29 protein-coding genes are annotated in these 23,318 nt (G+C 63.9%); 20 read left to right on the forward strand and 9 right to left on the reverse strand.

Annotated elements, in window-relative coordinates; all coding sequences use genetic code 11:
- Positions 1-11: 11 nt before the first annotated feature.
- The 8 genes from MMAR10_RS16440 (at position 12) to MMAR10_RS13110 (ending at position 6,669) form a co-directional block, all read left to right on the forward strand.
- Complete coding sequence (locus MMAR10_RS16440; RefSeq protein ID WP_011644461.1) at positions 12-2,654, forward strand: ATP-binding protein; 2,643 nt, start codon at positions 12-14, stop codon at positions 2,652-2,654.
- Positions 2,651-3,103, forward strand: coding sequence for a response regulator (locus MMAR10_RS13080; protein WP_011644462.1), 453 nt, complete (start codon positions 2,651-2,653; stop codon positions 3,101-3,103). The genes MMAR10_RS16440 and MMAR10_RS13080 overlap by 4 nt, the downstream gene beginning before the upstream one ends.
- A gap of 73 nt (positions 3,104-3,176) precedes the next feature.
- A complete protein-coding gene (locus MMAR10_RS16445) occupies positions 3,177-3,755 on the forward strand; it encodes a hypothetical protein (protein ID WP_011644463.1) in 579 nt (192 codons plus the stop codon).
- 3 nt (positions 3,756-3,758) lie between these two features.
- A complete protein-coding gene (locus tag MMAR10_RS13090) occupies positions 3,759-4,751 on the forward strand; it encodes an alpha/beta fold hydrolase (protein WP_011644464.1) in 993 nt (330 codons plus the stop codon).
- Positions 4,752-4,806: 55 nt separating this feature from the next.
- Entirely contained in the window at positions 4,807-5,091 is a 285-nt protein-coding gene (locus tag MMAR10_RS13095; RefSeq protein ID WP_011644465.1) for a DUF2312 domain-containing protein, read from the forward strand.
- 26 nt (positions 5,092-5,117) lie between these two features.
- Positions 5,118-5,585, forward strand: a complete 468-nt coding sequence (locus MMAR10_RS13100) for a hypothetical protein (RefSeq protein WP_011644466.1) — start codon at positions 5,118-5,120, stop codon at positions 5,583-5,585.
- 88 nt (positions 5,586-5,673) lie between these two features.
- On the forward strand, positions 5,674-6,105 hold the full coding sequence (locus MMAR10_RS13105; protein ID WP_011644467.1) for a hypothetical protein: 432 nt from the start codon (positions 5,674-5,676) through the stop codon (positions 6,103-6,105).
- A 111-nt stretch (positions 6,106-6,216) separates the two neighbouring features.
- Complete coding sequence (locus MMAR10_RS13110) at positions 6,217-6,669, forward strand: ASCH domain-containing protein (protein WP_011644468.1); 453 nt, start codon at positions 6,217-6,219, stop codon at positions 6,667-6,669.
- Between the two features lie 119 nt (positions 6,670-6,788).
- Here the strand turns inward: MMAR10_RS13110 and MMAR10_RS13115 are convergent, their stop codons facing one another.
- Positions 6,789-8,252, reverse strand: a complete 1,464-nt coding sequence (locus MMAR10_RS13115; protein WP_011644469.1) for a sigma-54-dependent transcriptional regulator — start codon at positions 8,250-8,252, stop codon at positions 6,789-6,791.
- A 175-nt stretch (positions 8,253-8,427) separates the two neighbouring features.
- Between MMAR10_RS13115 and MMAR10_RS13120 the strand changes: the two genes are divergently transcribed.
- Positions 8,428-9,279 carry a CPBP family intramembrane glutamic endopeptidase gene (locus tag MMAR10_RS13120; protein WP_150099783.1) on the forward strand — a complete coding sequence of 284 codons (852 nt, stop codon included), beginning with the start codon at positions 8,428-8,430 and terminating at the stop codon, positions 9,277-9,279.
- A gap of 31 nt (positions 9,280-9,310) precedes the next feature.
- Complete coding sequence (locus tag MMAR10_RS13125) at positions 9,311-10,258, forward strand: alpha/beta fold hydrolase (protein WP_011644471.1); 948 nt, start codon at positions 9,311-9,313, stop codon at positions 10,256-10,258.
- A gap of 30 nt (positions 10,259-10,288) precedes the next feature.
- On the opposite strand, the gene MMAR10_RS13130 is transcribed toward MMAR10_RS13125, so the two are convergent.
- From MMAR10_RS13130 to MMAR10_RS16955, 4 genes are read right to left on the reverse strand one after another with little or no spacing between them, the layout of a single operon-like run.
- Positions 10,289-10,546, reverse strand: a complete 258-nt coding sequence (locus tag MMAR10_RS13130) for a hypothetical protein (RefSeq protein ID WP_011644472.1) — start codon at positions 10,544-10,546, stop codon at positions 10,289-10,291.
- Positions 10,547-10,596: 50 nt separating this feature from the next.
- Complete coding sequence (locus MMAR10_RS13135; RefSeq protein WP_041637010.1) at positions 10,597-11,199, reverse strand: response regulator transcription factor; 603 nt, start codon at positions 11,197-11,199, stop codon at positions 10,597-10,599.
- Positions 11,192-12,283, reverse strand: a complete 1,092-nt coding sequence (locus MMAR10_RS16450; RefSeq protein ID WP_011644474.1) for a sensor histidine kinase — start codon at positions 12,281-12,283, stop codon at positions 11,192-11,194. The genes MMAR10_RS13135 and MMAR10_RS16450 overlap by 8 nt, the downstream gene beginning before the upstream one ends.
- Positions 12,284-12,297: 14 nt before the next feature.
- Positions 12,298-12,882, reverse strand: coding sequence for a DUF7010 family protein (locus MMAR10_RS16955; protein WP_041637011.1), 585 nt, complete (start codon positions 12,880-12,882; stop codon positions 12,298-12,300).
- A 183-nt stretch (positions 12,883-13,065) separates the two neighbouring features.
- On the opposite strand from MMAR10_RS16955, the gene MMAR10_RS13150 reads away from it, so the two are divergent.
- The 6 genes from MMAR10_RS13150 (at position 13,066) to MMAR10_RS13175 (ending at position 17,180) form a co-directional block, all read left to right on the forward strand.
- Entirely contained in the window at positions 13,066-13,371 is a 306-nt protein-coding gene (locus tag MMAR10_RS13150; RefSeq protein WP_011644476.1) for an aa3-type cytochrome c oxidase subunit IV, read from the forward strand.
- A gap of 128 nt (positions 13,372-13,499) precedes the next feature.
- Positions 13,500-14,630 carry a Re/Si-specific NAD(P)(+) transhydrogenase subunit alpha gene (locus tag MMAR10_RS13155; RefSeq protein WP_011644477.1) on the forward strand — a complete coding sequence of 377 codons (1,131 nt, stop codon included), beginning with the start codon at positions 13,500-13,502 and terminating at the stop codon, positions 14,628-14,630.
- Positions 14,631-14,632: 2 nt separating this feature from the next.
- Positions 14,633-14,971, forward strand: a complete 339-nt coding sequence (locus tag MMAR10_RS13160) for a proton-translocating transhydrogenase family protein (protein ID WP_011644478.1) — start codon at positions 14,633-14,635, stop codon at positions 14,969-14,971.
- A gap of 2 nt (positions 14,972-14,973) precedes the next feature.
- The gene (locus MMAR10_RS13165; RefSeq protein WP_011644479.1) at positions 14,974-16,377 is read left to right on the forward strand and encodes an NAD(P)(+) transhydrogenase (Re/Si-specific) subunit beta; all 1,404 of its coding nucleotides are present in this window, start codon (positions 14,974-14,976) and stop codon (positions 16,375-16,377) included.
- Between the two features lie 24 nt (positions 16,378-16,401).
- Positions 16,402-16,833 carry a DUF3995 domain-containing protein gene (locus MMAR10_RS13170; RefSeq protein WP_190273928.1) on the forward strand — a complete coding sequence of 144 codons (432 nt, stop codon included), beginning with the start codon at positions 16,402-16,404 and terminating at the stop codon, positions 16,831-16,833.
- A 50-nt stretch (positions 16,834-16,883) separates the two neighbouring features.
- Entirely contained in the window at positions 16,884-17,180 is a 297-nt protein-coding gene (locus MMAR10_RS13175; RefSeq protein ID WP_011644481.1) for a hypothetical protein, read from the forward strand.
- Between the two features lie 190 nt (positions 17,181-17,370).
- Here the strand turns inward: MMAR10_RS13175 and MMAR10_RS13180 are convergent, their stop codons facing one another.
- Positions 17,371-17,991: a class I SAM-dependent methyltransferase gene (locus MMAR10_RS13180; RefSeq protein WP_011644482.1), complete on the reverse strand. Its 621-nt coding sequence runs from the start codon at positions 17,989-17,991 to the stop codon at positions 17,371-17,373.
- Between the two features lie 123 nt (positions 17,992-18,114).
- On the opposite strand from MMAR10_RS13180, the gene MMAR10_RS13185 reads away from it, so the two are divergent.
- Positions 18,115-18,669 carry a DUF4269 domain-containing protein gene (locus tag MMAR10_RS13185; protein WP_011644483.1) on the forward strand — a complete coding sequence of 185 codons (555 nt, stop codon included), beginning with the start codon at positions 18,115-18,117 and terminating at the stop codon, positions 18,667-18,669.
- On the opposite strand, the gene MMAR10_RS13190 is transcribed toward MMAR10_RS13185, so the two are convergent.
- On the reverse strand, positions 18,666-19,409 hold the full coding sequence (locus tag MMAR10_RS13190) for a 2OG-Fe(II) oxygenase (protein ID WP_011644484.1): 744 nt from the start codon (positions 19,407-19,409) through the stop codon (positions 18,666-18,668). The genes MMAR10_RS13185 and MMAR10_RS13190 overlap by 4 nt on opposite strands.
- Positions 19,410-19,484: 75 nt before the next feature.
- Positions 19,485-19,808 (reverse strand): TraR/DksA family transcriptional regulator, encoded by a 324-nt coding sequence (locus MMAR10_RS13195; protein WP_011644485.1) that lies wholly within the window; start codon positions 19,806-19,808, stop codon positions 19,485-19,487.
- 105 nt (positions 19,809-19,913) lie between these two features.
- Between MMAR10_RS13195 and MMAR10_RS13200 the strand changes: the two genes are divergently transcribed.
- The 3 genes from MMAR10_RS13200 to MMAR10_RS13210 all read left to right on the forward strand — a co-directional run bounded on the left by MMAR10_RS13200 (position 19,914) and on the right by MMAR10_RS13210 (position 22,860).
- Positions 19,914-20,411 (forward strand): DinB family protein, encoded by a 498-nt coding sequence (locus MMAR10_RS13200; protein ID WP_011644486.1) that lies wholly within the window; start codon positions 19,914-19,916, stop codon positions 20,409-20,411.
- A 101-nt stretch (positions 20,412-20,512) separates the two neighbouring features.
- A complete protein-coding gene (locus MMAR10_RS13205) occupies positions 20,513-21,460 on the forward strand; it encodes an ABC transporter ATP-binding protein (protein WP_011644487.1) in 948 nt (315 codons plus the stop codon).
- The gene (locus tag MMAR10_RS13210; protein ID WP_011644488.1) at positions 21,460-22,860 is read left to right on the forward strand and encodes an ABC transporter permease; all 1,401 of its coding nucleotides are present in this window, start codon (positions 21,460-21,462) and stop codon (positions 22,858-22,860) included. The genes MMAR10_RS13205 and MMAR10_RS13210 overlap by 1 nt, the downstream gene beginning before the upstream one ends.
- Before the next feature lies 1 nt (position 22,861).
- Here the strand turns inward: MMAR10_RS13210 and MMAR10_RS13215 are convergent, their stop codons facing one another.
- Positions 22,862-23,314 carry a winged helix-turn-helix transcriptional regulator gene (locus MMAR10_RS13215; protein ID WP_011644489.1) on the reverse strand — a complete coding sequence of 151 codons (453 nt, stop codon included), beginning with the start codon at positions 23,312-23,314 and terminating at the stop codon, positions 22,862-22,864.
- Between the last annotated feature and the right edge of the window lie 4 nt (positions 23,315-23,318).

Here is a 23,318-nt window from a genome sequence, read left to right on the forward strand (position 1 = left end):
TATTAGCGCGCATGCGTGACCTCAAGGCGAACGCGATCATCCTGATTGCATATTTGCTGGCGGGCATCGGGTCCTTCCTGATGGCCATACCGCCTGGCTTCATTGCGCCGGTCTGGTTGCCAGGCGCCATCGGCCTCGCCGCCGTCCTGCTGGTCGGATATCGCGCCCTGCCCGCTATTGTCATCGGAGCGATACTGCTCACCCTCCCGTATGGGCTGTTCGTCCTTGAAGCGGGACCGGTCTCCTCCCTGGCAGGCAGTGCCGGACTGGCGCTCGCGGCGGCCCTGCAGGCTGTAATCGCGAAACGCCTCATCCATCCCGGCACGGTCAGTGCGATGTCACTCGAAACCGGGCCGCAACTTGCCCGACTGATTGCCGTCGGCGCGATCTTCGCAAGCCTGTGCGGAGCTGCCCTGGCATCAGCCTGGCTGACAATCGGCGGCTTCGCGCCACCCGACCTGGACTTCTGGACAGCCTTCGCCAGGAACTGGGCAGGCAATGCCGTCGGCGCGGCCGCAGTCAGCCCGGTCATCCTCCTATTGTTCGCGAAAGAGCGGGTCAGCCGGCGGCGCAAGCGCAATGTCGCCCTGGTGTTCGCCATTCTCTCCGTGATCGGCCTCGCGACGTTTGCGACGACGCGTTTCAATGCCATCGAACAACGCCGGGAGGCCTTCGCAACGCTGATCACCGAAGATCACATCGCCTTGCAGGAGCGGATCAATGGCGCCCGCCGTCGCCTGGAATCGCTACACGCCCTGTTCGCGGCATCGGAAACCGTCACCGACCAGGAATTCGCGACCTATGTCGCCATCGCCTTCGGGCAGTTCGACAGCGCAACATCTGTCCACTGGCTGGTCACGGAAGACGGCGGGCAACTTTCACAGCATGCCTTGCTGGATCCGCCGGCAGAATTGGTCGCGACCCAGGCGCGCGCGATCCTCGTCACCTCAGACCGCCGCGTTGTGACAGACCATTATTTCGAAGGCCTGCCCAACCTCGTCGAAACGACCCTGCTGACCGGCATGCTGTCAGGCACCCCCCTGTTCGGCGAGGGCGATGAAGCGTGGATCGGTTTGGCCTTGCCCGCCTTCGCCGGCAACACAATTCCGGCCACGGTGAACGACAGGCGCAGGGATTTTCGCGGCATCGCTGTCGGGACATTCGACATCAGCACGATCATATCCAGAGCCTTCACACACGAAGGTGACGATTATAGTTTCCGGGTGAGCGGCATTGGATCCGACGGCGTAGCGCCCTGGAGTTTTGGAACGCTCGACGCTGACAGTCGGCTGACGACATCGCTTCCCCTGGCCATCGGCGACGAGACCTGGCTGATCGAATTCGCCGCGACTGACAGGTTTCTGGCAGAGAAACAGGACTGGCTGTCCTGGGCGGTGATCGTGATCGGCCTGATTTTCATCACCATGCTCAATGCACTGGCCCTGATGTCGACAGCCCGGACCGATCTCGTCCAGCGCCTAGTTGACGAGAAGTCCGCGGAAGCCCTCGCCCTGTCGAACAATCTGTCCCTGGTGCTGGAACACGCGGCTGACGCGATCTTGAGTGTTGATGGCAATGGCCGTGGTGTACTGGTCAATCCGGCTGCGGCACACATGCTGGGCTATGAGCTGGACGCACTCACCGGCGAAATGATCCACGAACTCATCCATCCGGTCGACCTGCAGGGACGACCGCACAACCGTACCGAATGCCCGGTCTTCCAGGGAAGCCCAGACCAGTCCCGACATAGCGGCATCGAGCGGTTCCGCCGCAAGGACGGCAGCGATTTCTTCGCCGAATTCTCGACGGAAATCATCATTTCGCCCGACGGGACCACTGTCGGCGCTGTTACCATCCTGCGTGACATCACGGCCCGGATGGAGGAGGAGGCCGATCGCGAGCGCTTCATCGAACAACTGACCCGGGCCAATGAAGAGCTTGAGCGATTTGCCTTCGCGGCCAGCCATGACTTGCAGGAACCCTTGCGCCTGATTTCCAATTTCACCGGCCTGTTGGCCAGCCGGCATGGCGACAAGCTTGATGAAAGCGGCCTTACCTATTTGCGTCACACGCTCGATGCGACGGCCCGTATGCAGACGCTGATCACTGACCTGCTCGCTTATGGCCGACTGAATTCCGATGCTGACGCCATGAATACCGATGTCGACCTCACCGCTCTGGTGTCCAGCACCCTCGACACGCTGGGACCGGCTGTTCAAGCGGCGCGGGATCATATCGAGATTGGATCGTTACCGGTCGTTCGGGGCAATCCGGCACGCCTGGGCCAGCTGATGCAAAACCTGATCGGCAATGCCGTCAAATTCCAGCGGGCCGGCCAACAAGCCGAGGTTCGTATTTCGGCGCGAGATCTGGGAAAGAGCTGGGAGATCGAGGTCGCCGACAACGGGATCGGCATCAAACCTGACTACCGCGAACAGATTTTCAAACCCTTCAAACGCTTGCATTCACCCGACACCTATCCCGGCAGCGGAATGGGCCTGGCGATCTGTCGAAAAATTGTCCAATCCCATGGAGGCATGCTAACGATAGTCGACAATATCCCGACCGGAAGCATCTTCCGTTTCACTCTGCCAAAAGCCCTCCCGACAGAGTCGGGCGAGGTCGGAACCCCATCGGAAACAGTAGACCCATGAACATGCCCCGACCTGCCAGAATTTTGCTTGTGGAAGACAATTCCGGCGACGAATTTCTGGTGCGTGATGCCTTTGAACGCGGACGCGCGCGGCACCAGCTTGAAGTCGTCCGAGACGGCGAGGCGGCTCTGGACCGCTTGCGGGGGCTGGGCGAACATTCTGAAAAACAGGCACCGGATCTCATCCTGCTGGACCTCAACCTGCCCAAGATTGACGGACGTGATGTCCTGAAATCCGTCAAGACCGACAAGGCCCTCGCCAGTATTCCGGTGCTCGTCCTGACCACGTCCTCGGCGCAATCGGACGTCACAGGTTGCTATTCGCTGCACGCGAACGCCTATCTGACAAAGCCGTTCGACGCGCTCGGGTATGAGGAAATCGTCGAGGCGGTCGAAAATTTCTGGTTTGCGACCGCCGTCCTGCCGTCGCAAAATCCAGCGCCACACTGATCACGGCTTAATTCTCGTCCACTTTGTGGACCGACCATCTGGACGCGGCCGGGAGGCCGTCTATTGTTCAGGCATGACAGCTTTTCTCTTCTCCGGAATCCTTCTGCTGGCTGGCGTGCAAGACGCACCGCCTGCCGATGTGCAACTGGCCCCGCAGGTCGAATTCCAGACCCCGGAAGTTCGCCTCGCTGAGCGTCTCGATGCGCTGGCCAGTGCCGGGCCACGCGAAGCGCCACAGCTGATCGATGAAATCCACGCCCTTTGGGCGCATTCCGGCAGTGATACCGTTTCCCTGTTGATGGATCGCGGACGAATTGCGGAACAGGCCGAGAGCGCCGAGATCGCGGCTCGCATGTATGACCATGTCACCCAGCTCGCGCCTGACTTCGCGGAAGGATGGCTCGCCGCAGGCCGGATGGCAGCCCAGGTCGAGGATTGGGCCTATGCCCTGGAAACGCTGAACACCGCACTGACCCTGGAGCCGCGTCGCTATGACGCCTATCTGACCATTGCCCGCCTTCTGGAACGGGCCAACGAGCTGGATGCCGCTCTGGAGGCCTATCAGGACGCCCTGGAGATCTTCCCGGCCCACTCCGGCGCCATCGAGGCACGGGACCGGTTGCTTGCCCTGCAGGCTGGCCGGGCGCTCTAGCCGGTGTCGCCTGTCCTCGCATTTCTCGGCATCGCGGCTATCGGCCTGCTCGGACTGATCGGATTTGCATTGTGGAGGGCGCGCCAGGCTGTCGCCCGGATAGAGGCCCGCTTTCCACCACGCGCCGAATTCGTCACGGTGGAGGGCAACCGACTCCATGTGCGCCAGACGGGTCCGGCAAGCGGCCCGGCCGTTCTGGTCCTGCACGGGGCCGCATCGAATCTGGAAGAACCCTTCCTCGCACTTTCGAACGCCCTGGCCGACGACCGTGTCATCTGGCTGGACCGTCCGGGACTTGGGTGGAGCGCCCGCCCAGCCGGCGACTGGGACCCGGAACGCGAAGCCCGCCTGATCGCCCGACTTCTCGAAACCCTGGAAACAGGGCCTGTTACCGTGATCGGTCACTCCTGGGGCGGCGCAATCACGATGCGCCTCGCGATGGACCACCCGGACCATGTGGACGGGATTGTGCTGATAGCGCCGGCCCTGTCCGCCTGGATCGGGGATGCCGCCTGGTTCAATGCCGCCAGCTTCTGGCCGGTTCTCGGCCCGCTCATCACCCGGCTGGTCGTGCCCCTGTCCGGCGAGCGTCAGGCCAGCAGCGGCGCGGCGAAGGCCTTCCACCCCGAACCCTTGCCCGATGGCTATGTCGAGGCCTCGGCCCTGCCCCTGCTGCTGCGCCCCGACAACTGGAAGGCCAATTCCCGCGACATGATGCAGGTGAATTACCACCTCGAGGCGCAGGAAGACCGTTACGAAGACATCACCCAGCCGACCATTGTCCTCGCCGGAAAGGCGGATACGGTCCTTTGGTCGCACCGCCATGGCGGCATGGTGGCAGAGCGGATGCCGCGCGCCACCATGCGCTGGATATCCGGCGCCGGGCACAATCTGCACCACCATCACCCCGCCGCCGTGCATGACGCCGTAACCGAGGTCCGCCGCCTGGCCGCACAAGCTTCACCAAATGCCGCAATGACTGGCCCCGCCGCTTGAGGCTGGCCGGGGCTGGAACTAGTCTCCCGCTCCGTCCACCTGAAAGGCTTTCCCCATGGCATTCATCGATCCTGCGAACGAGACCCACAATGACCAGTCCGACGCCATAGGCGGCGCGGCCCGCGAGCAACTGAAAGCCTTCGTGGCCCGCATCGAACGCCTCGAGGAAGACAAGGCCAACGTCATGGCCGACATGAAGGAAGTCTATGCCGAGGCCAAGTCCTCCGGCTATGACACCAAGATTCTCCGCAAGGTGATCGCACTGCGCAAGATCGACCGCCATGAGCGTCAGGAAACCGAAGCGCTGCTGGAACTGTATCTCGGCGCCGTCGAGAGCTAGACTGCCGGCCTCAACCGGAGGCTCGCTTGGTTCGCAAGATCGACGAGAAGAAGACACGGCGTGCCCTGCGACGGCTCGAAAGAGCCCGCAAGGCCGCTGTCGATTCCGGTGCCGACACGCCAGACCTGTCGGAATGGGAGGGCGAGTTTCTCGGCTCCCTGGAAGAACGTCTCGAGAAATTCGGCTCGGCCTTCAATGACCCCGACAAGGGCAATACCGACGATGCCCTGTCGGCCCGCCAGGCCCTGAAACTCCGGGAAATCGAAAAAAAGGCCAAGGGCAAGGCGCGCAAGCCGATGTCCCGTGGCAACGGGTTCAAGCGCAAGGCCGGCAAGGCAGCACCGCGCAGCCGCGACATCCATGACGACCTCGAAACACCGGGTGAAACGTCCGACACTCCGCCACCTGACACTTCGCCCCCGACCGCCGCTGCGGAAGCGCGACGCGCCGGTTTCCGGGTGATCGAGGGCGGTGCCGCCGACGGCGAAGATTAGTAATTCGTTCAGGATTAACCCGGCTTCCACGCGCGTTCGGCGAGGCCACCGGCTATCGTGTGCATCTTGAGTGAACAGGATGGATACGATGTTCCAGGATGTAGACGCGTTCGATCACGATGAGCAGGCCTTGTTCTCGGCCCTCGATACAGCCCTCCAGGACGGGCTCGCCAGCCCGACCGGGCGCAGTGCCTATCATCGCGCCATGGCCGCACTCGACCAATTGGTCGAGGATCGCGAAGAACGCCTCTATTCACCACTCGCCGCCGATCCACTGACCCGCGACTACATTTCGCGGCTGGACGGGCAGATCCACGGGGTCTCGGGACGGATCGATATCCTGCGGACCCATATCGAACTCGGTTTGATGTCTGCCAGCGAAAATCACGCGGATCTCGACGCCTCGCTTTTGCGACTGGTCCGCCAGCTGCGGGCCCGGTTCCGGCGCGAGGCGGTCCTCATTCCCGTCTATGCGGGCTGGCTTGATCGCTCGGCCAACCTGACTGAAGCCGCGCTCTGATCGGCCCGGTCCGGTCTTGACCTGACCGGTCCGGTCTTGACCTGACCGGTCCGGTCTTGACCTGACCGGTTCCATCGCGCACCAGACCCGGCTTCAGAAACGAGGCCGGACATGACACCCGAACAATCCAGCTACTGGCAGGCATTCTGCGAGGCGACCGGTCATGATCGTCCGCCCGAGGATGTGTTTGCCTTCGGCGACAGCCCCGGGCTTGCCGATGAGTTGCTGGCGCTCGTCCTGGCTGACCGCAAGAAGGCGACGGCCTCGCACAGCCGGTGGCATGAACTCGGCGAGGAACCGCTGCCCAGGCCCGGCGACCTCGCCCTGGTGCTCGACGGCCGCGGTAAACCGGCTTGCATCATCAGGACAAGCCGGGTTGATCGCCATCCCATCAAGGACACCACCGAAGAATTTGCCTGGGCTGAGGGCGAAGGGGATCGCAGCCTGTCCTGGTGGATGGACGCCCACATCACCTACTGGACCCGCGAAGCCGCTCGCGAAGGCTATGCTTTCAACACCGGACAGGACGCCATCTTCCACCGCTTCGACCGCATCTGGCCCTGAGGGCCAATTCCGGATCCGGTCATGAAAACGGGCCGACACGCATGGCAGCGCCGGCCCGTTCCGTCCCCCGCCCCGCAGGGCAGGCCTCCTCCCGTGGCGGGGAGGCTTTTTTCGTTTGATCAGCCGGCGGCGCGGACGCCGTCCACATCGAGCTCGTATTCACGAACCTTGCGGTAAAGCGTCGAACGGCCGACACCGAGACGGCGTGCCACTTCGCTCATCCGACCGGCATAGGTCTCGATCGCAAACTCGATCAGGTCGCGTTCGATCTCCTCGAGCGAGCGCAGATGTCCGCCCTCGTCCATGATGTCGACGGGACCCAGATCCTCGGCAGCCGAACTGTCCCGGGCCGCGACCGAATTGGCGATCTCCGCAAGCGCACCGGTATCGGGCATCTCGCCGATCTGCGGCGTCAGGCCCGAAATCTGCGGGAAATCCTCCGGCTTCAGATGGTCATCATCTGACAGCACCACGGCACGGAAGACCGCATTCTCGAGCTGACGCACATTGCCCGGCCAGTCATAGGTCGAGAGGAGCGCATGCGTTTCCGGAGCCGCGTCCTGGATCGACTTGTTCTCCTGGGCATTGAACCGGCCGATGAAATGGCGGACCAGGGCCGGAATGTCATCCTTGCGCGAGCGCAGGGACGGGACCTCGATCGGAAACACGTTGAGGCGATAGAACAAGTCTTCGCGGAAAGCTCCGGCAGCGACCTGTTCGGCGAGATCACGATTGGTCGCCGAAATGATGCGGACATTGACCTTCACGGGGCGCTTGCCACCGACCGGGTCGACTTCGCCTTCCTGGAGCGCACGCAGCAGCTTGACCTGCATGTCCAGTGGCAGTTCGCCGATCTCGTCCAGGAACAGGGTGCCGCCATCGGCCTCCTGGAACTTGCCCATATGCTTGCCGACGGCACCGGTGAAGGCGCCCTTCTCGTGACCGAACAGGGTCGATTCTACGAGATTTTCCGGGATGGCACCGCAGTTCACGGCAACGAAAGGACCACCGGCGCGCTTGGACGCGGCCATGATCGATCCGGCCACCAGCTCCTTGCCGACGCCGCTTTCACCCGTGATCAGGATCGGAATGTCGGATTGGGCGGCGCGCTCACCCAGTCGCACCACCTGACGCATGGTCGGCGCGCCGGCAATCATGTCGGCAAAGCCCAGCGTGCCTTCGGCCTTGCGGCTGAGACGCTTCACTTCACCCGACAGGTTCTGGACCTTGAGCGCATTGCGGATCGACACCGTGATGCGTTCCGGGCTGGCCGGCTTTACAAAGAAATCGACGGCTCCGGCGCGCATTGCGGCCACAACCGTTTCGATTCCACCGCTGGCCGTCAGGACGATAACCGGGAGGTCCGGCTGTTTGCGCTTCAGCGCTTCCAGCGTTTCCATCCCGTCCATGCCCGGCATGATCAGGTCGAGGAGCATGACGTCGATCCCCGGCTCGGCCACGCGATCAAGTGCCGCCTCGCCGCTTTCCGCGGTCTCGGCCCGGTACCCCTGCTTCTCGATCACCGCCTGAAGGAGGCGGCGTTGCGTCGGATCGTCATCCACGATCAGAACTGATTTCACCATCACCCACGCCTTTTCGGTCGCCTTGTTATTCCGCCGGACCTTTTGGCCTCACCACCCTTGCGAGCGGGGCGTCTATGCGAACCGTTATGGGACACTTGTCTAAATTTGACGTTTAAGAGACGGCAACGAGCGGTTAAGCATAAGGCTCAAGACCTGCTTAACCTTCGGAACGGGAGTGGCATTCGCCAACGACATGGCTGTCTCGCAAGGATCACAGACCCGCTGGCCATTTGCCCGCCATGACGTCTTCGCCGGACTGGCGGAACCCCATCGCATGCGCGTGATCCGTTCGCTGCCGGGCATGATTGTCTGGCCGGCTTTGATGTTCGCCCTGATCTATGGTGCGCAGCTGGCCATCATTATCGGCTGGGCCATGGCCGGTGGACCGGCAACCGGCCTGAGTGAAGGCGGTGCCACATTCCTCGGCATCATCCTTGGCTATGCCGGTCTGGCCATTGTCATGTGGGTCTGGATGAAGCGCTACAAGGTGCACAGGCCGGTTTTCAGCATCTTTCCCCTGCGTCTCACCGATTTTGTCGCAGCGGCGCTGACCATTGTCTTCATGGTGCTGATCGCCAGCCCGCTTACCCTCAGCTTCCACGAATTCGCCATGAGCAACCCCGACATGACCCTGTCCGGTGGTGCGTCGCGGGACGATCTGTCCAATGTGGATGACTTCGCCGGCGCGGGTGCCAGCCTGTGGCTGGTCATCGGCCTGACGCTGATTGCCGCGCCGATCGTCGAGGAGATCCTGTTTCGCGGCTGGATGCTGCCCATGATGATGGCCCGCGGCGTCCCGCCCATCTTCGCGATCATCATTTCGGCCCTGGCCTTCGGTCTCGTCCACATTACCCAAGGCCTGTTGGTCATGACCTCGACTTTCTTTCTGGCGCTGGCACTGGGCGCAGCCCGGGTGTGGACCGGCCGTCTGGCGGCACCGATCCTCGGCCATGTCGCCAATAATGCATGGGCCGTATTCGCCGTTCCCTACCTGATCTCGCTGGCTCCGGCGGCCGGTGGCAATTGACGGCGCCCCGCCCCGGGGCTAGCGCTAGTTGATGAGCCAAAAAGCCGCGTCCTCCCCCCGCCCGCCTGCCCCGCTTGTCCAGTTCAATGGTGACCGCCCGCCGGCACCGGACTGGTTTGCCAAGGCCCTCGCCGTGCCCACCGAAACCGGCACCGTATCCGTCGAGAACGCGACCATCTGCTGGAAAGCCTGGGGCACACGCGGGGCGCCCGGGCTGATCCTTGTGCATGGCGGTGTCGCCCACAAGGACTGGTGGGACAGTATCGCGCCCTTCCTCGCCGATACTCGCCGTGTCGTCGCACTGGACCTGTCGGGCATGGGCGACAGCGATCATCGCGACCGCTACCGCATGGAGACCTATGCACTGGAAGTCCTCGCGGCAGGCGAGGCCGGCGGTGCCTTCGAGGCCGGTAAACCTTTTGTGGTTGGCCATTCCTTCGGCGGTTTTGTGTCGCTCGCGACGGCCATGGAGCATGGCGAACGCCTTGCCGGCATTGCCGTCCTCGACAGCCCGATCCGGCCGAGTGACGAACAGCGCCGCTCCTCCCCGCCCTCGCGCGGTGGCATGATCTACAACTCCTTCGAGGCCGCGCTGGCCCGCTTCCGCCTGCTGCCGGAACAGGATTGCGACAACGCCTTCCTGCTGGACCACATCGCACGGCAGTCGCTGAAACAGATCGCCCGGCCCGACGGCACGCCCGGCTGGACCTGGAAGTTTGACCCGAAACTCTGGGACAAGCTGGACTATAACCGCCCGCCACCGGCCGATATTGTCGGCGCGCTGAAGACGCGGATCGCGCTGTTCCGCGGCGCCAATTCACGCCTGGTGACGGATGAAGTCTGGACTTTCATGCGCGAGACATTCGGGCCGGAGACGACCATGGTCTCGATCCCGCAGGCCGAGCATCACCTGATCCTCGATCAACCGATCGCGGTCGCCGCGGCGCTGGAAGTGCTGACCGGTCCGGGTTGGGGCTGAGCCGGCATCCCGACCGACAAGGCTGATGCTTCAGCTCTCGGGGTGGCGCCGGATTTCCCGCGCTACATCGTCAGGCAGCTCGTCCGGCGGCGGCGTGGTCGCCTTGCGAAAGCCGGAGACGATTGCTGCCAATACGACCAGAATGATCCAGACACCGGCCACTTTCAGCCCGGTCGGCCATAGATGCGCGAATTCCAGAGCGCCGAAATTGAGATATTCCCGCGCAGCAAGGCCGGCAAAGACCATGAGGGCGATGGCGCCTGACCAAAGGGCGAAGGGGATCCGCATGCGACACTCCGAACTCGTTGCAGCGCAGCCAGTCTAGGACAGGTGGATTCCTACAACCACCCCTTTTGTCGCGCGATCCGGGCCGCCTCGATCCGGTTTGTCGCGCCCAGCTTGCCGATGGCGCTGTGCAGATAATTGCGCACCGTGCCGCGGGCGAGGCCGGACGCCTCGGCGATGGCATTGCTGTCGAGACCGGCTTCAGCCAGGCGCAAAAGGCGACGCTCGGCATCGCTGAGCGGATCAGCCTCGTCCCAGGCACGGGCCGCCAGTTCCGGCGCGATCACCCGCTCGCCGCCAGCAATGCGGCGGATGGCCCCCGCCAGATCGGCTGACGGTCCATCCTTGAGTACAAATCCGGCCACTCCCGCCTCCATCGCCCGACGCAGATATCCGGGTCGGTCGAAGGTGGTGACGATCAGGACGCGGGTAGCCATGTCCTCGCGCCGCATCAGCGCCGCCAGTTCGAGACCGGTCATGTCCGGCATTTCGATATCGGTCAGCAACACATCGGGCTTGTGGCGGCGCACCAGCGCATGGGCCTCACGGCCATCGGCGGCGAGACCGACCACCGCGATGTCGCTTTCCAGACCCAAAAGGGTCGCCAGCGCGTCCCGCAACAGCGTCTGGTCTTCCGCGATCACCACCTCAATCATGACCACCTCCCGTCCAGGGCAGGGACGCCTCGAGGCGGGTCCCCGAACCCGACGGGCCGGCCCCGACAGACAGCGTGCCATCCAGGGCAGCCAAACGTGAAGCCAGTCCCGATAGCCCGCCGCCAGCAGCGTCGGCCCCACCGACGCCGTCATCCACTATTTCAAGACGGGCGTGGTCACCATCACGGCGGAAAGTCAGCGACACCGATCCGGCCTCGGCATGCCGCAGGATGTTGGTGACCCCTTCGCGCACCGCCATCGCCAGGGCGGTCGAGGCTTCGGCCGACAGCCCCTCCGTTTCTTCCGCACGACCGACGCGCGCAGCGATGCCGGCATCGCGCAGGCGCTGGACAGCGTCAGCAAGGGCATCCGCCAGTGACCGGCCGCGCAAGCCGATCACGGCTTCACGGACTTCGGCCATGGCTTCGCGGGAGATGGACTGGATGGCCCGCAATTCCCTCCGCGCCCGATCGCGGTCCTGATCGATGAGTTTCTCGGCAATCTCCGCCTTCAGCGTGACCACGGACAGGGTGTGCCCGAGCAGGTCATGCAGGTCACGGGCGATCCGTTGACGCTCGGCCTCGGCGGCGACATGGGCGGCTCGCGCCTGGGTCTGGCTGGCCTGCGCCGCCTGTCTTTCATTGCGCGAGGCTATGACCGAGCCCCCGGTCGCCATCGCGACAAGGCCCAGAAATCCGAGCGTCATCAGCGGTGTCGGGGCGAACATCATCATGGCTGTGGCGCCGGATGCCGATACCGCCACGAGGGCCAACCAGACCAGCGGCGTGAAACGCAACCGCCCCAGCATGGCTCCGGCGAAGACCAGGTAGACGCCGGCCCCCGGGGTCTGCGGCAGGAGAACCAGGCCGAGCAGCACGGCCACCAGGGCGGCGGGGTAGATGGTCCAGTCCAGCCGCCGCATGGCGAAGATGTAGACCGCGATGAAGCCCGCCATCGCCGCCAGCGAGACCGCCGCCTCGACCGGCTCGGGTGGCGCGTAAAACCACCCGAAGAAGAACATGCCCAGATAGAGGAGATGGATCCAGGGCCGGTTCGGCGATGTCAGCTCGCGTAGGGAAATCACGGTCGTCACCTTCCTCAGCCCGGGACCTGGCCCGGCATCGCCAGCATGCGGCGGAAGCGGTTCGATTCCCAAGAAAGCCCGGCAGCCGCCAGAAGGTAAAGTCCGCTGACCACTACCGGGATGGCGACCAGGCTGATCTCGGGCAGGCCGAAAAAGATCGCCGTCACCGCCGCAACCCGTACGATCGCATGGATCATGCAGACCCGGCTGGCATAGCCCCAGCCAATGATCGGCCAATGCAGCGCCATGCCGATGGCAAGGGTCAGGGGCGCGGCCTGCGGCGCCGTCCAGATGACAATCATGTGGATTGGCCAGAGCAGGTTGATGGCGACGATTGCGGCCGTCGTCACACCCGATACCGGCGACTTGGCCTTCATGAAGGGCGATTTGAACACGCCCTGCAAAAGGATGCCGAGCGGGAAGATCGCACCGGAGAACATGGCCGCCATGTACGCCCATTGGGTCGGGTCCATATAAAGGCCGGCAATAGCGAGCCCAGCCCAGTAGACGGCGCCTGCAACGGGCAGCGACACGCCGCCGCCGGCAGCCGCACTATAGCGGCGGCGCTCATTGAGGAATTGCGTTGAAAGATCGGTCATGCCCTGGCTCCTTGCCTGTCTTGTCTGCCAGCACATTCCCCCGACCCCGACAGCGGCGGCAGTGGCAGGCGTCACCGATCGGACATGACAGGTGTCACCTGCGGCATATGGCGCTGGCATCTTGGCGGGACATTCAACGCGTGCTATCCGCTCAAAATCCAAATTGACGGAGGCACGCAACCGATGGCGTCTGATTATGTTCGCGGCGAAATGGACATCGCCCACCAGAAATCCACGTTTGACGGTTTCATCGCGGTCTCCGTGTGGGGCAGCCTGCTGACCGTCGTCAGCGTGCTCTACCTCACCCTCGCCTTTGCCGTGGGCATGGACTGGCTGGTGTCACTGATTGCCACTGCAATTGTCGGCGGCGTGCTCGGCCTGGCGCTCGGCATGAAGACGTCATGGTATGTCACCCTGGGCGGACTTTTCGTCTTCGGCCTTGTCTGTGGCGGCCTTGTTCAATTGTTCGGTATGGCTTTCGGCGGCTGATTTCCTCGCCGGAACTTCGCACTGCACAATTTTTCCCGATTTCGGTCTAGAAATTTCCCGGTGGGGTCTTCCCCTTGCGGGAGAATTCGCGCATCCTCGCCGCTTCGAGCCATGAGCGGCGGGACGAAATGCGAATTGCCATTCTGAAAGAACGACATGCGGGCGAGACCCGCGTGGCAGCCACCCCTGAAACCGTCAAGAAATTCGTGGCCGCCGGCCATGACGTCGCCATCGAGAAGGGCGCGGGCCTGACCGCCGCCGTGACCGATGAGGCTTTCGCTGACGCAGGTGCGAAGATCGGCACCGCAGCTGCAACACTGAAGGGCGCCGATGCGCTGTTCGCTGTGCGCAGCCCCGACGAGGCGACCCTGGCCAAGCTGAAGGGCGTCCTGCTGGTCTCCCATCTCAGCCCGCACGGCAATACCAAGATGGCGGAAGGCCTGGCCAAGGCCGGTATCGACGCCCTCGCCATGGAATTCGTGCCGCGCATCACCCGGGCCCAGGCCATGGACGCCCTGTCCTCCCAAGCCAATCTCGCCGGCTATCGCGCCGTGATTGAAAGCGCCGAACTTTATGGCCGCGCTTTCCCGATGATGATGACCGCCGCCGGCACGGTCGCACCCGCGAAGACCTTCGTGATGGGGGTTGGTGTCGCCGGCCTGCAGGCGATTGCCACCGCGCGCCGCCTCGGCGCCATCGTCACCGCCACCGATGTCCGTCCCGCGGTGAAGGAACAGGTCGCGTCCCTGGGCGCGAAATTCGTTGCTGTCGAGGATGACGAGTTCAAGCAGGCCGAGACTGCGGGCGGATATGCCAAGCAGATGTCGCCGGAATACCAGGCCAAACAGGCCGAGCTGGTGGCCAGCCATATCGCCAAGCAGGACATTGTCATCACCACCGCCCTCATCCCGGGCCGCCCGGCCCCGACCCTGGTCTCCAAGGCCATGGTCGAAAGCATGAAGCCGGGCTCGGTGATCATTGACCTCGCCGCCCCCAATGGCGGCAATTGCGAACTGACCAAGGTCGATGAAGTCGTCGAGCACAAGGGCGTCAAGATCGCCGGCTATGGCAATCTCGCCGGCCGCCTCGCCGCCGACGCCTCGGCGCTCTACGCCAAGAATCTCGCCAATCTCCTGCCGCTCCTCGTCAATGAGGAAGGCGGCCTCGCCCCGCACTGGGATGATGAAGTCATCCAGGGCATGGCGCTGACCAAGGATGGTGCCGTCGTGCATCCGACCCTGACGAAGAAGGAATCCTGATCATGGAAGCCGTTGATCCCGTCATTTTCCGCCTGGCGATTTTCGTGCTGGCGGTCTTCGTGGGCTATTACGTCGTCTGGTCGGTGACCCCGGCCCTGCACACGCCGCTGATGGCCGTTACCAATGCCATTTCCTCGGTCATCATCGTGGGCGCCCTTCTGGCCGCCACGGCGACCGCGACCGGTGGTGGTGATGCCGCAGCGACGGCCGAGGCCGCCGGCGGTGCCGGCTTCTCGCGCGGGCTGGGCTTTGTCGCCATCATCCTCGCCAGCGTGAACATATTCGGCGGCTTCCTGGTCACCCAGCGCATGCTCGCCATGTACAAGAAGAAGGAGCGCTAGGCATGTCCGCGAATCTTGCAGCCCTTCTCTACCTCGCCTCGGGGATCCTGTTCATCTTCGCGCTGCGGGGCCTGTCCAATCCGGAAACCGCACGCCAGGGCAATTTCTTCGGCATGGCCGGCATGGCGATTGCCATTGTCACCACCCTTCTGGCCGTCAATCTGGACGGGGCCTCGATTGCCCTGATCATTGGCGGGGTCATGATCGGTGGCGGGATCGGCGCGATCATCGCCCGCCGCATCCCGATGACCGCCATGCCGCAGCTGGTCGCCGCCTTCCACTCGCTGGTCGGACTGGCTGCCGTGCTGGTCGCCGCCGCGGCGCTGTTTGCCCCGGAAGCCTTCCACATTGCCGACGCCATGGGTGGGTTGAAACCGCTCTCCCTGTTCGAGCTGTCGATCGGGTCCGCCATCGGTGCCATCACCTTCTCCGGCTCGGTGATCGCCTTTGCCAAGCTGAACGGCAACATGTCCGGCGCGCCGATCCTGCTGCCGGCCCGGCACCTGATCAATATCGTCATCGGCGCCTTCATCGTCGTCATGGTGGCCTTCCTGATGGCGTCGGGCGGCGACGCCAAGACGGCCTTCTGGCTGATCACCCTGGCCGCCTTCATGCTCGGCGTGACCCTGATCATCCCGATCGGCGGCGCCGACATGCCGGTCGTGGTGTCGATGCTGAACTCCTATTCCGGCTGGGCCGCGGCTGCGCTCGGCTTCACGCTGGAGAACACCGCCCTGCTGGTCACCGGCGCACTGGTCGGCTCGTCCGGGGCGATCCTGTCCTACATCATGTGCAAGGGCATGAACCGCTCCTTCATCTCGGTCATCCTGGGCGGGTTTGGCGAGAGCGGTGACGCCGCGGCGGCCGCCGGTCCGCAGGGCAATGCCAAGCAGGGCTCGGCCGAGGACGCCGCCTTCGTGATGAAGAATGCCGGCAAGGTCATCATCGTGCCGGGCTATGGCATGGCCGTCGCCCAGGCCCAGCATGCGCTGCGCGAGATGGGCGACATGCTCAAAGCCGAGGGCGTCGACGTCGCCTATGCCATCCACCCGGTCGCCGGACGGATGCCGGGCCACATGAATGTCCTGCTGGCCGAAGCCAATGTCCCCTATGACGAGGTCTTCGAGCTGGAAGACATCAATTCCGACTTCTCCAATGCCGACGTGGCCTTCGTGATCGGCGCCAATGACGTCACCAACCCGGCCGCCGAGGATGATCCCGCTTCGCCGATCTATGGCATGCCGGTGCTGCAGGTCTGGAAGGCGCGCACCGTCTTCTTCATCAAGCGCTCGCTGGGCTCCGGCTATGCCGGCGTCGAGAACCCGCTCTTCTTCCGTGACAACACGATGATGCTGCTGGGCGATGCGAAGAAGATGACGGAGAGCATTTTGAAGGCGCTGGACTAGGGTGGACTACGGGTGCTGTCGATATTGAGACCGCTTACCGTCGGGGTCGTCACCGCCCTTGCCTTGGTCGCCCTCGCCTTGATCCATGCCTACTGGGCGTTTGGCGGGCTGTGGCCGGCGCAGTCCGAGCCAGCTCTCGTCAACACGGTGGTCGGTATAACGCATGCCCAGGCCATGCCGCCACGCGATCTGACTCTGGCGGTCGCGGCCGCGCTCCTCGTCGCCAGCGGTTTCGCTTTCGTCCGCGGCGTCCTTGGCTGGCAGTCGGGGCTTTGGGTCCGCCTGCCCCTTGCCGGGCTGGCCCTGATTTTTGCGGTGCGGGGCATCATGGCCTATCTGCCCGGACCGCTGGCGGGCGCGACAGAGCCCTTTGCGCAGCTGAATGCCTATGCGTATTCACCGGGAATCCTGGTCCTGGCGATGGCTTTCGCCTATCTGGCAGGCAGCCGCCGTTGACCGCAACGCGGTCAGCTCCTGTTCAGCCTTGCTGAGACAGGATGGCCCCCATGCTGGCCACACTCGCCCTCACCGCCGCCGCCCTGTCCGGCCCGGTCGCCGAAGATTGCACTTTCAACGGCATCCCGCTGCACGGTCGTGTCGGGATCGTGGAGAGTTTTCCGGACATACGGGTGCAGCTTGTTACCAGCTTCCCCGATCTCAAGGTCAAGACCGTCACATCCTTCGCGGATGATTGCGGGGAGTGGGAATTCGTCGACAGCTTCCCGGATTTCACCATCCAGTTCGTGACCAGCTTCCCGGACATCAAGATCGAATACGTGTCGAGTTTTCCCGGGATGCCGTGAGGGGATGGGTCGAGCACTCTCCATTTACCCGTCATCCCACGGTCGCGGCACCGCCGCGATCCGGGGGACCTCGTCCACCCTGTCGACAGAGACGCAAAGGTCCCCCGGATGCCCGCTTCGCGGTCACCGTGGGATGACGATGTTGATTGGTTGAGACGTTACATGGGTAAAGGCAAGGTCCCAGCGGCCCTCACCGCACCCCCGCCAGCCCGCGATAGATATAGCCCGCAAATTTCGGCGTGCGCGGCTCGTAATCCGCCTCCAGCCGGTCGATCCGGAAGCCGCCCTCGCCGATCAGGCGGTCCATCGGGCGGGTCAGGTGACAGCCGCCGCCGGTGATCTTCCAGACCGGTTCCAGTCGCCGCTGCCATTTCACCACGCTTTCGTCCGGCGCCAGGCCATGCTCCATGAAGACAAGGCGTCCGTCCGGCTTGAGCACGCGCCGCATCTCGGCGAGAGCGGCCTCATAGTCGGGGATTGTGCACAGGGTGAAGGCCAGCAGGACCGTATCGATCGAATGGTCTTCGACCGGAAGGGCCTCGCCGGGCGCGTCGACCAGCTCGACCGGGATCGACTGGGCATCAATCGCCCGCCGCGCCTTGATCCGCATGCCCTTTGACGGCTCGACCCCGATGATCTGGCTGACCCGGCTCGCGTCGTAGTAAGGTAGGTTTGGTCCCGACCCCATACCGACTTCCAGCACCCGGCCACTGGCTTCCGGCACCATGATCTTGCGGTGGTTGGCGACCGGTTTGCTGCCGCAGGCACAGGCGATGAGATTGGGCAGGATGCGCTCGCTGTAAAACCCCATGCGGGACCTCCCTCGGACTGGACCCGACACTCACCCCAACACCCGATCCTGTCCATGCACGAAGTTGTCAGACCGTCACGGGCCACATTGACAGTCGCTTGGCCGTGCGCGAAAGGGCGAGGCATGACCGAGACCGTCCTGCCCTGTTCGCAAGCCCGCCAGATCATCGCCCGCCACGGGCTGCTGCGTCGGCTGGCGGCCTTCACACCGCGCTGGGTCGGCTCGATCCCGCTCAATATTCACGGACCGGGCGCCGATATCGACATCGCCTGCTGTGCGACGGACGGACTGCCGGCATTCAAGGCTGCGCTGACCGGATTTGCCGCCGCCTGGCCGGGCGCGACTGTCAGCGACAACCAGCATGCCGGTGAAGCCTCGATCATCGCCAGGCTGGAGATCGAAAGTGTCCCGGTGGAGATTTTCGGCCGCGAACGCCCGGTCGAGACCCATGAGAGCTATGTCCACTGGCTGGCCGAACACCGCCTGCTCGGTCTCGCGGAGGAAAGGCTGCGTCTGGATGTGCGCCAGGCCAAAGCGGATGGGTTGAAGACCGAGCAGGCCTTTGCCCGCTGTCTCAGCCTGGGTGGTGACCCCTTTGTCGAACTGCTCAAGCTCGCCTCACCCGGCGACTCGGCCTTGCGAACCCTGATCAGCCAGGCTGGCTACGCACTGCGCTAACCCGGGCGACTGACCGGTCCGGGATCATCGCCTGTGCGCAACCATCCGGTCACCGACACGCGGTGAGCCTGCACGCCAGCCGCCACCGGCGTGACCTGGTGCGGTTGCGGAACCTTGAACAGGGACAGTGTATTGCCGCGCGGGACAAAGCGTCCGGTGACATCACCCAGGGCAGTCTCGAACTGCAGCACACCGCCCCAATCGTCCTGCCAGTCCTCGCTCAGCGTCAGGACGAAGGCCGCGACCCGGTTCTTGCCCGGATTGCCATCATCATGGGTGGTCAGGAAATGTCCGGCCCGGTACCGCGTCAACTGGGCGTCGGCGAAACTGATCTCCGGCGCGTTCAGGATTTCCCGCATCGGATCGAGAAAGCCCGGACTGTTGAGCGCTGCGTAAAGGTCTGCCAACACAGGCGCCTCGTCGGTCAGCACACCGCCATGCCATTTGTCGTAGAGCGGATAGGTCTCGTAGAGATATTGAAAACCGTCCGCCGCGCCCGCTTTCACGCGGCGGTCAAACTCGATTCTCTGAGCGGCCGGCATGGCGTCCATCGCCGCGGCATCAAGATCTAGATGTCGGTCGCCGAGGCGGGTGACGAGTGTCCAGCGTGGCACGAATTTGACCGCCTGCAGCACGTCTGCATGGGCGTTGGCAGCCAGGGCCTGAGGCAGTTGGCAGCGCGTGGACTGCCCCAGCGCCTCATGCGCATCAGCGAGCGATTGTGCGGACAGATCAAACATTCACGGCCTCTCCCTCGCGAGCAGTGTCCCAGAAGGTGGCGCCGGATTGAAGTGACCGATCAGCAATTGCCCGTATCAGGCGCAGCCGGCGCAGCGTGGAACGGCAGGGTCCAGCGCCAGACGAGCGGGCTCGATGACCTCGCCGCACTCCACGCACCAGCCATAATCATCCTCATCGACCCGGGCCAGCGCCGCTTCAATGCGGCGGACCTCGACCGTGCGGCGGGCATTGGCCGCCTTGGCCATCTCCTGCACCTGCATCGAATCGAGCCGCGACAGGCGACCCACCGATTGCTGATCGAGTTCAACGGGCTTGCGGTCGTCACGCGCGGCATCTGACAGATCAAGCAATTCCTGGCGCAGGGCCATCAGCTTGGTTCGGGCGTCTTCACTGCTCATGCGTGTTCACCCTTGTGTGCTTTTGCATCCCGGGCAGTATCTGCCTGAACCTGACCGGCGACCAGCCGATTGAACACCAGTCCTGCAGCCAGCGGAGCCTGAACGATGCGCGACCATTTTCTCCAGCTTGCCGACTACAACGCCTGGGCCAATCGGCGGATCTATGGTGCCGCGCGGGAGGTGGGCGAAGATGCCAGAAACCGCGACATTGGCGCCTATTTCGGTTCCCTGCAGGGCACGCTGACCCATATCCTCGTCGCTGACCATTTGTGGCTGGCCCGCCTGAGGTCACAGCCCGCGCCGCACAAGCGGCTGGACGAGACGCCGACAGCGGATTTTGACGCCCTGTGGACAGCGCGGCAGGAGCAGGACGACGCCACACGCGGCTTCATCGCCGGCCTGACCGATGCGGCGATCGCCGAGAACTTCGATTACAAGGACATGTCCGGCACAGCGCGCACCCTGCCGCGCCGGATCATTCTCACCCACATGTTCAACCACGCTACCCATCATCGCGGGCAGGCGCATCACCAGCTGGGCCAGCTGGGCATGGCGGAGCCGCCACCACTGGACCTGCCCTATTTCGCCCTGGATCTAGTCTGACTGATCCGGTTTCTTGAAGGGGGGACGCTGAACTGCCCAATGCCGGTGGCCTGTTGCCACCGGCCTGACTAGGCTCCGCGGAATATATGATAGGGGGCATCATGTCCGAGACCATTCTCGAACTTTCCAACGTATCGAAGACCTTCGCCGGCAAGCCTGCAGTGCGCGATGTCAGTTTTGGCGTCCAGCGCGGCAGGATCACCGGCTTTCTCGGTCCCAATGGCGCCGGAAAGACGACCAGCCTGCGCATGTCGCTGGGCATCCTGACGCCCGACAGCGGCTCGGTCAGCCTGTTTGGCGGCAAGCCGCGACCGGCGGCTCTGGACAGGGTCGGCTTCCTGCCGGAAGAACGCGGCATTTACCGCAAGATGAAGGTTATCGACGTGATCACCTTCTTCGCCCGTCTCAAGGGTGTCGGTGCGGCCGAGGCCCGAAAGCGCGGCCTTGCCATGTTGGAGGAGTTTGAGCTCCCCGGTGTCGCCGAAAGCAAGGTGAAGACCCTGTCCAAGGGCATGGCCCAGAAGGTCCAGATCATTTCGACCCTGGTCCACGAGCCGGAATTCATCATCCTCGATGAACCCTTCTCCGGTCTCGACCCGGTCAACCAGAACGCCCTGGAACAGATCGTCCGCCGCCAGGCCGAAGCCGGGCGGACCGTACTGTTCTCGACCCATGTCATGGAGCATGCCGAGCGGCTGTGTGACCAGATCGTGCTGGTCGCCAAGGGCCGCAAGGTCTTTGACGGCAGCGTCAAGGACGCATTGGGCGAAGTGCCGCGACGGGTGACCGTAGAGGTCACGTCGGAACACGACCTGTCTCAACTTCTTGCCGGCAAGGGCGAGATTGCCCGCGGCGAACCCGTGGACGGAAATGCCGTCTGGACGGTCGATCTCGCCAGCGGCACCGACGCCCAGGACGTGCTCAAGGCCTGCGTCGACAGCGGTGTGAAGCTGGCCCGCTTCGAGCCGGTTCGGGCCCATCTGCACGACGCCTTTGTCCATCTTGTCGGCGCCAGCGCCACTGCCAACGCCGAAACGGAGACCGTGTGATGCGCGCCATCTATCTCATCGCCCGCCGCGAATTCCTCTCCTATGTCGCCACCTGGGGCTTCTGGCTGTCGCTCGCCTCTGTGCCGATGTTCATGGCGCTGGGCATCGGCATGCCGATCCTGATCGAGAATTCCCAACCCACCCGCTATTACGTCCTCGTCGACGAGACCGGCGGCACGCTGGAAGCGGCGCTGGAAGCCCAGGCCGAGGCCAGTCGGGCCGAAGCGCTGGAGAGGGCGCGCGAGGCGGCCCGGGAGATGTTCGGGAACAACCCGCAGATCGAAGCCGCCTTGGCCTCCCAGCCGCAATTTTCTGACGAACGCTATCTGCGGGTCGATGTCGGCGAGACCGAGCTGGAGGCGCTTCGGCCCTATCTGACCGGCGGCGCCAGCTTTACAGCGGCCGATGGCGAGCACGGCCTGTTCGCTGCCATCTTCCTGCGCCAGGGCGCGGATGGGGCGATTGAGGTCGATTACTGGAGCACCAACCTCTCGGACAGTAATCTGCGGTCCCAGATACGTAACTCCCTGCGCGGCCATATGCGGACCCAGTTTCTCGTCGATGCCGGTGTGAACCCGCAATTGATCGAGACCGCCAATGATCTCTCGCCCACGGTGCGCGAACTCAATGCCGGGCGTACCGGCGACACGGCTGAAGTGACCGACGCGGACAAGATCCCGCTGTTCGTGAGCTTGTTCACGGCTCTTGGCCTCTGGGTCATCATCTTCTCGGTGGTCAACATGCTGCTGAGCGCCATGATCGAGGAGAAGGGCAACAAGATCCTGGAAATGATGCTGGCGTCGACCCGGCATCATGAAATCCTCACCGGCAAGCTGCTTGGCGTGGCTGCGGTTTCAGCAACCCTGCTGGTTGTCTGGGGCGGGATGGGCCTGCTGGGAACGGTCGGCATGCAACAGGTCGCAGCCTCGGCCGACATGCCGATTGCGGAAATTCTGGCGGCCGTGCTCAATCCGGGCCTGCTGTTGCCGGCCCTGGGTTATTTCATCATCGGCTATTTGATGTATGGCGCGCTTTTCCTGGCCATCGGCTCGCTGTGCGAAACGCTACAGGACGCCCAGACCCTGATGACCCCGATGATGCTGATCATGATGGTCCCGATCTTCCTGGTCATGATGGCCTTCGAGTCCCCGGACTCACCGGTCGTGGCGATTGCCAGCTGGGTGCCGCTGTGGACGCCCTTCATCATGCTGGCGCGCCTGCCGCATGAGGTCGGCATGGTCGAAATCCTGGGCACCACGGCCGCAATGTTCGCCTTTGCCGCCTTCGTGATCTGGGGCTCTGGCGTGCTGTTCCGCATGGGTGCGCTCAACCAGGCCAACCAGGACACGGTGAAGGGCTGGTTCAGCCTTGGCGGCAAGAAGAAGCCGGCGGAGGGCTGAGCTAGCGGGCTCCGGGCCCGGGTCGGACGGTAACCGCCCGGGCCTCGACCGGCTCACCGCACTCGGAACAGCTCAAGACGCTGCGGAAGTCGTGGCCACAGCTGATGTGGGTGTGGACGACCGGCGGGCCATCCGAGCCGGCATAGTGCCGGTCACCCCAATGCACCAGCGACAGGAGGGCGGGATAGAGATCCCGCCCTTTTGCCGTCAGCCGGTATTCGTGCCGCAGCGGCCGTGTCTGATAGGCCTGCTTTTCCAGAACACCGTGTTCGACCAGATGCGAGAGACGCTCGGTCAGAACCCGCCGGGCAATTCCCAGGCGGCTCTGGAAATCGTCAAAGCGGCGCACTTTCAGGAAAGCCTCCCGCAGAACCATCAAGGTCCAGCGATCGCCGATCACCGCCAGGGTGCGGGCCAGTGAACATGTCTCGTCTGACAATTCGTTCCAGCGCATGCCG

The sequence above is a fragment of the Maricaulis maris MCS10 genome, from assembly GCF_000014745.1.
GTDB classification, from domain to species: domain Bacteria; phylum Pseudomonadota; class Alphaproteobacteria; order Caulobacterales; family Maricaulaceae; genus Maricaulis; species Maricaulis maris_A.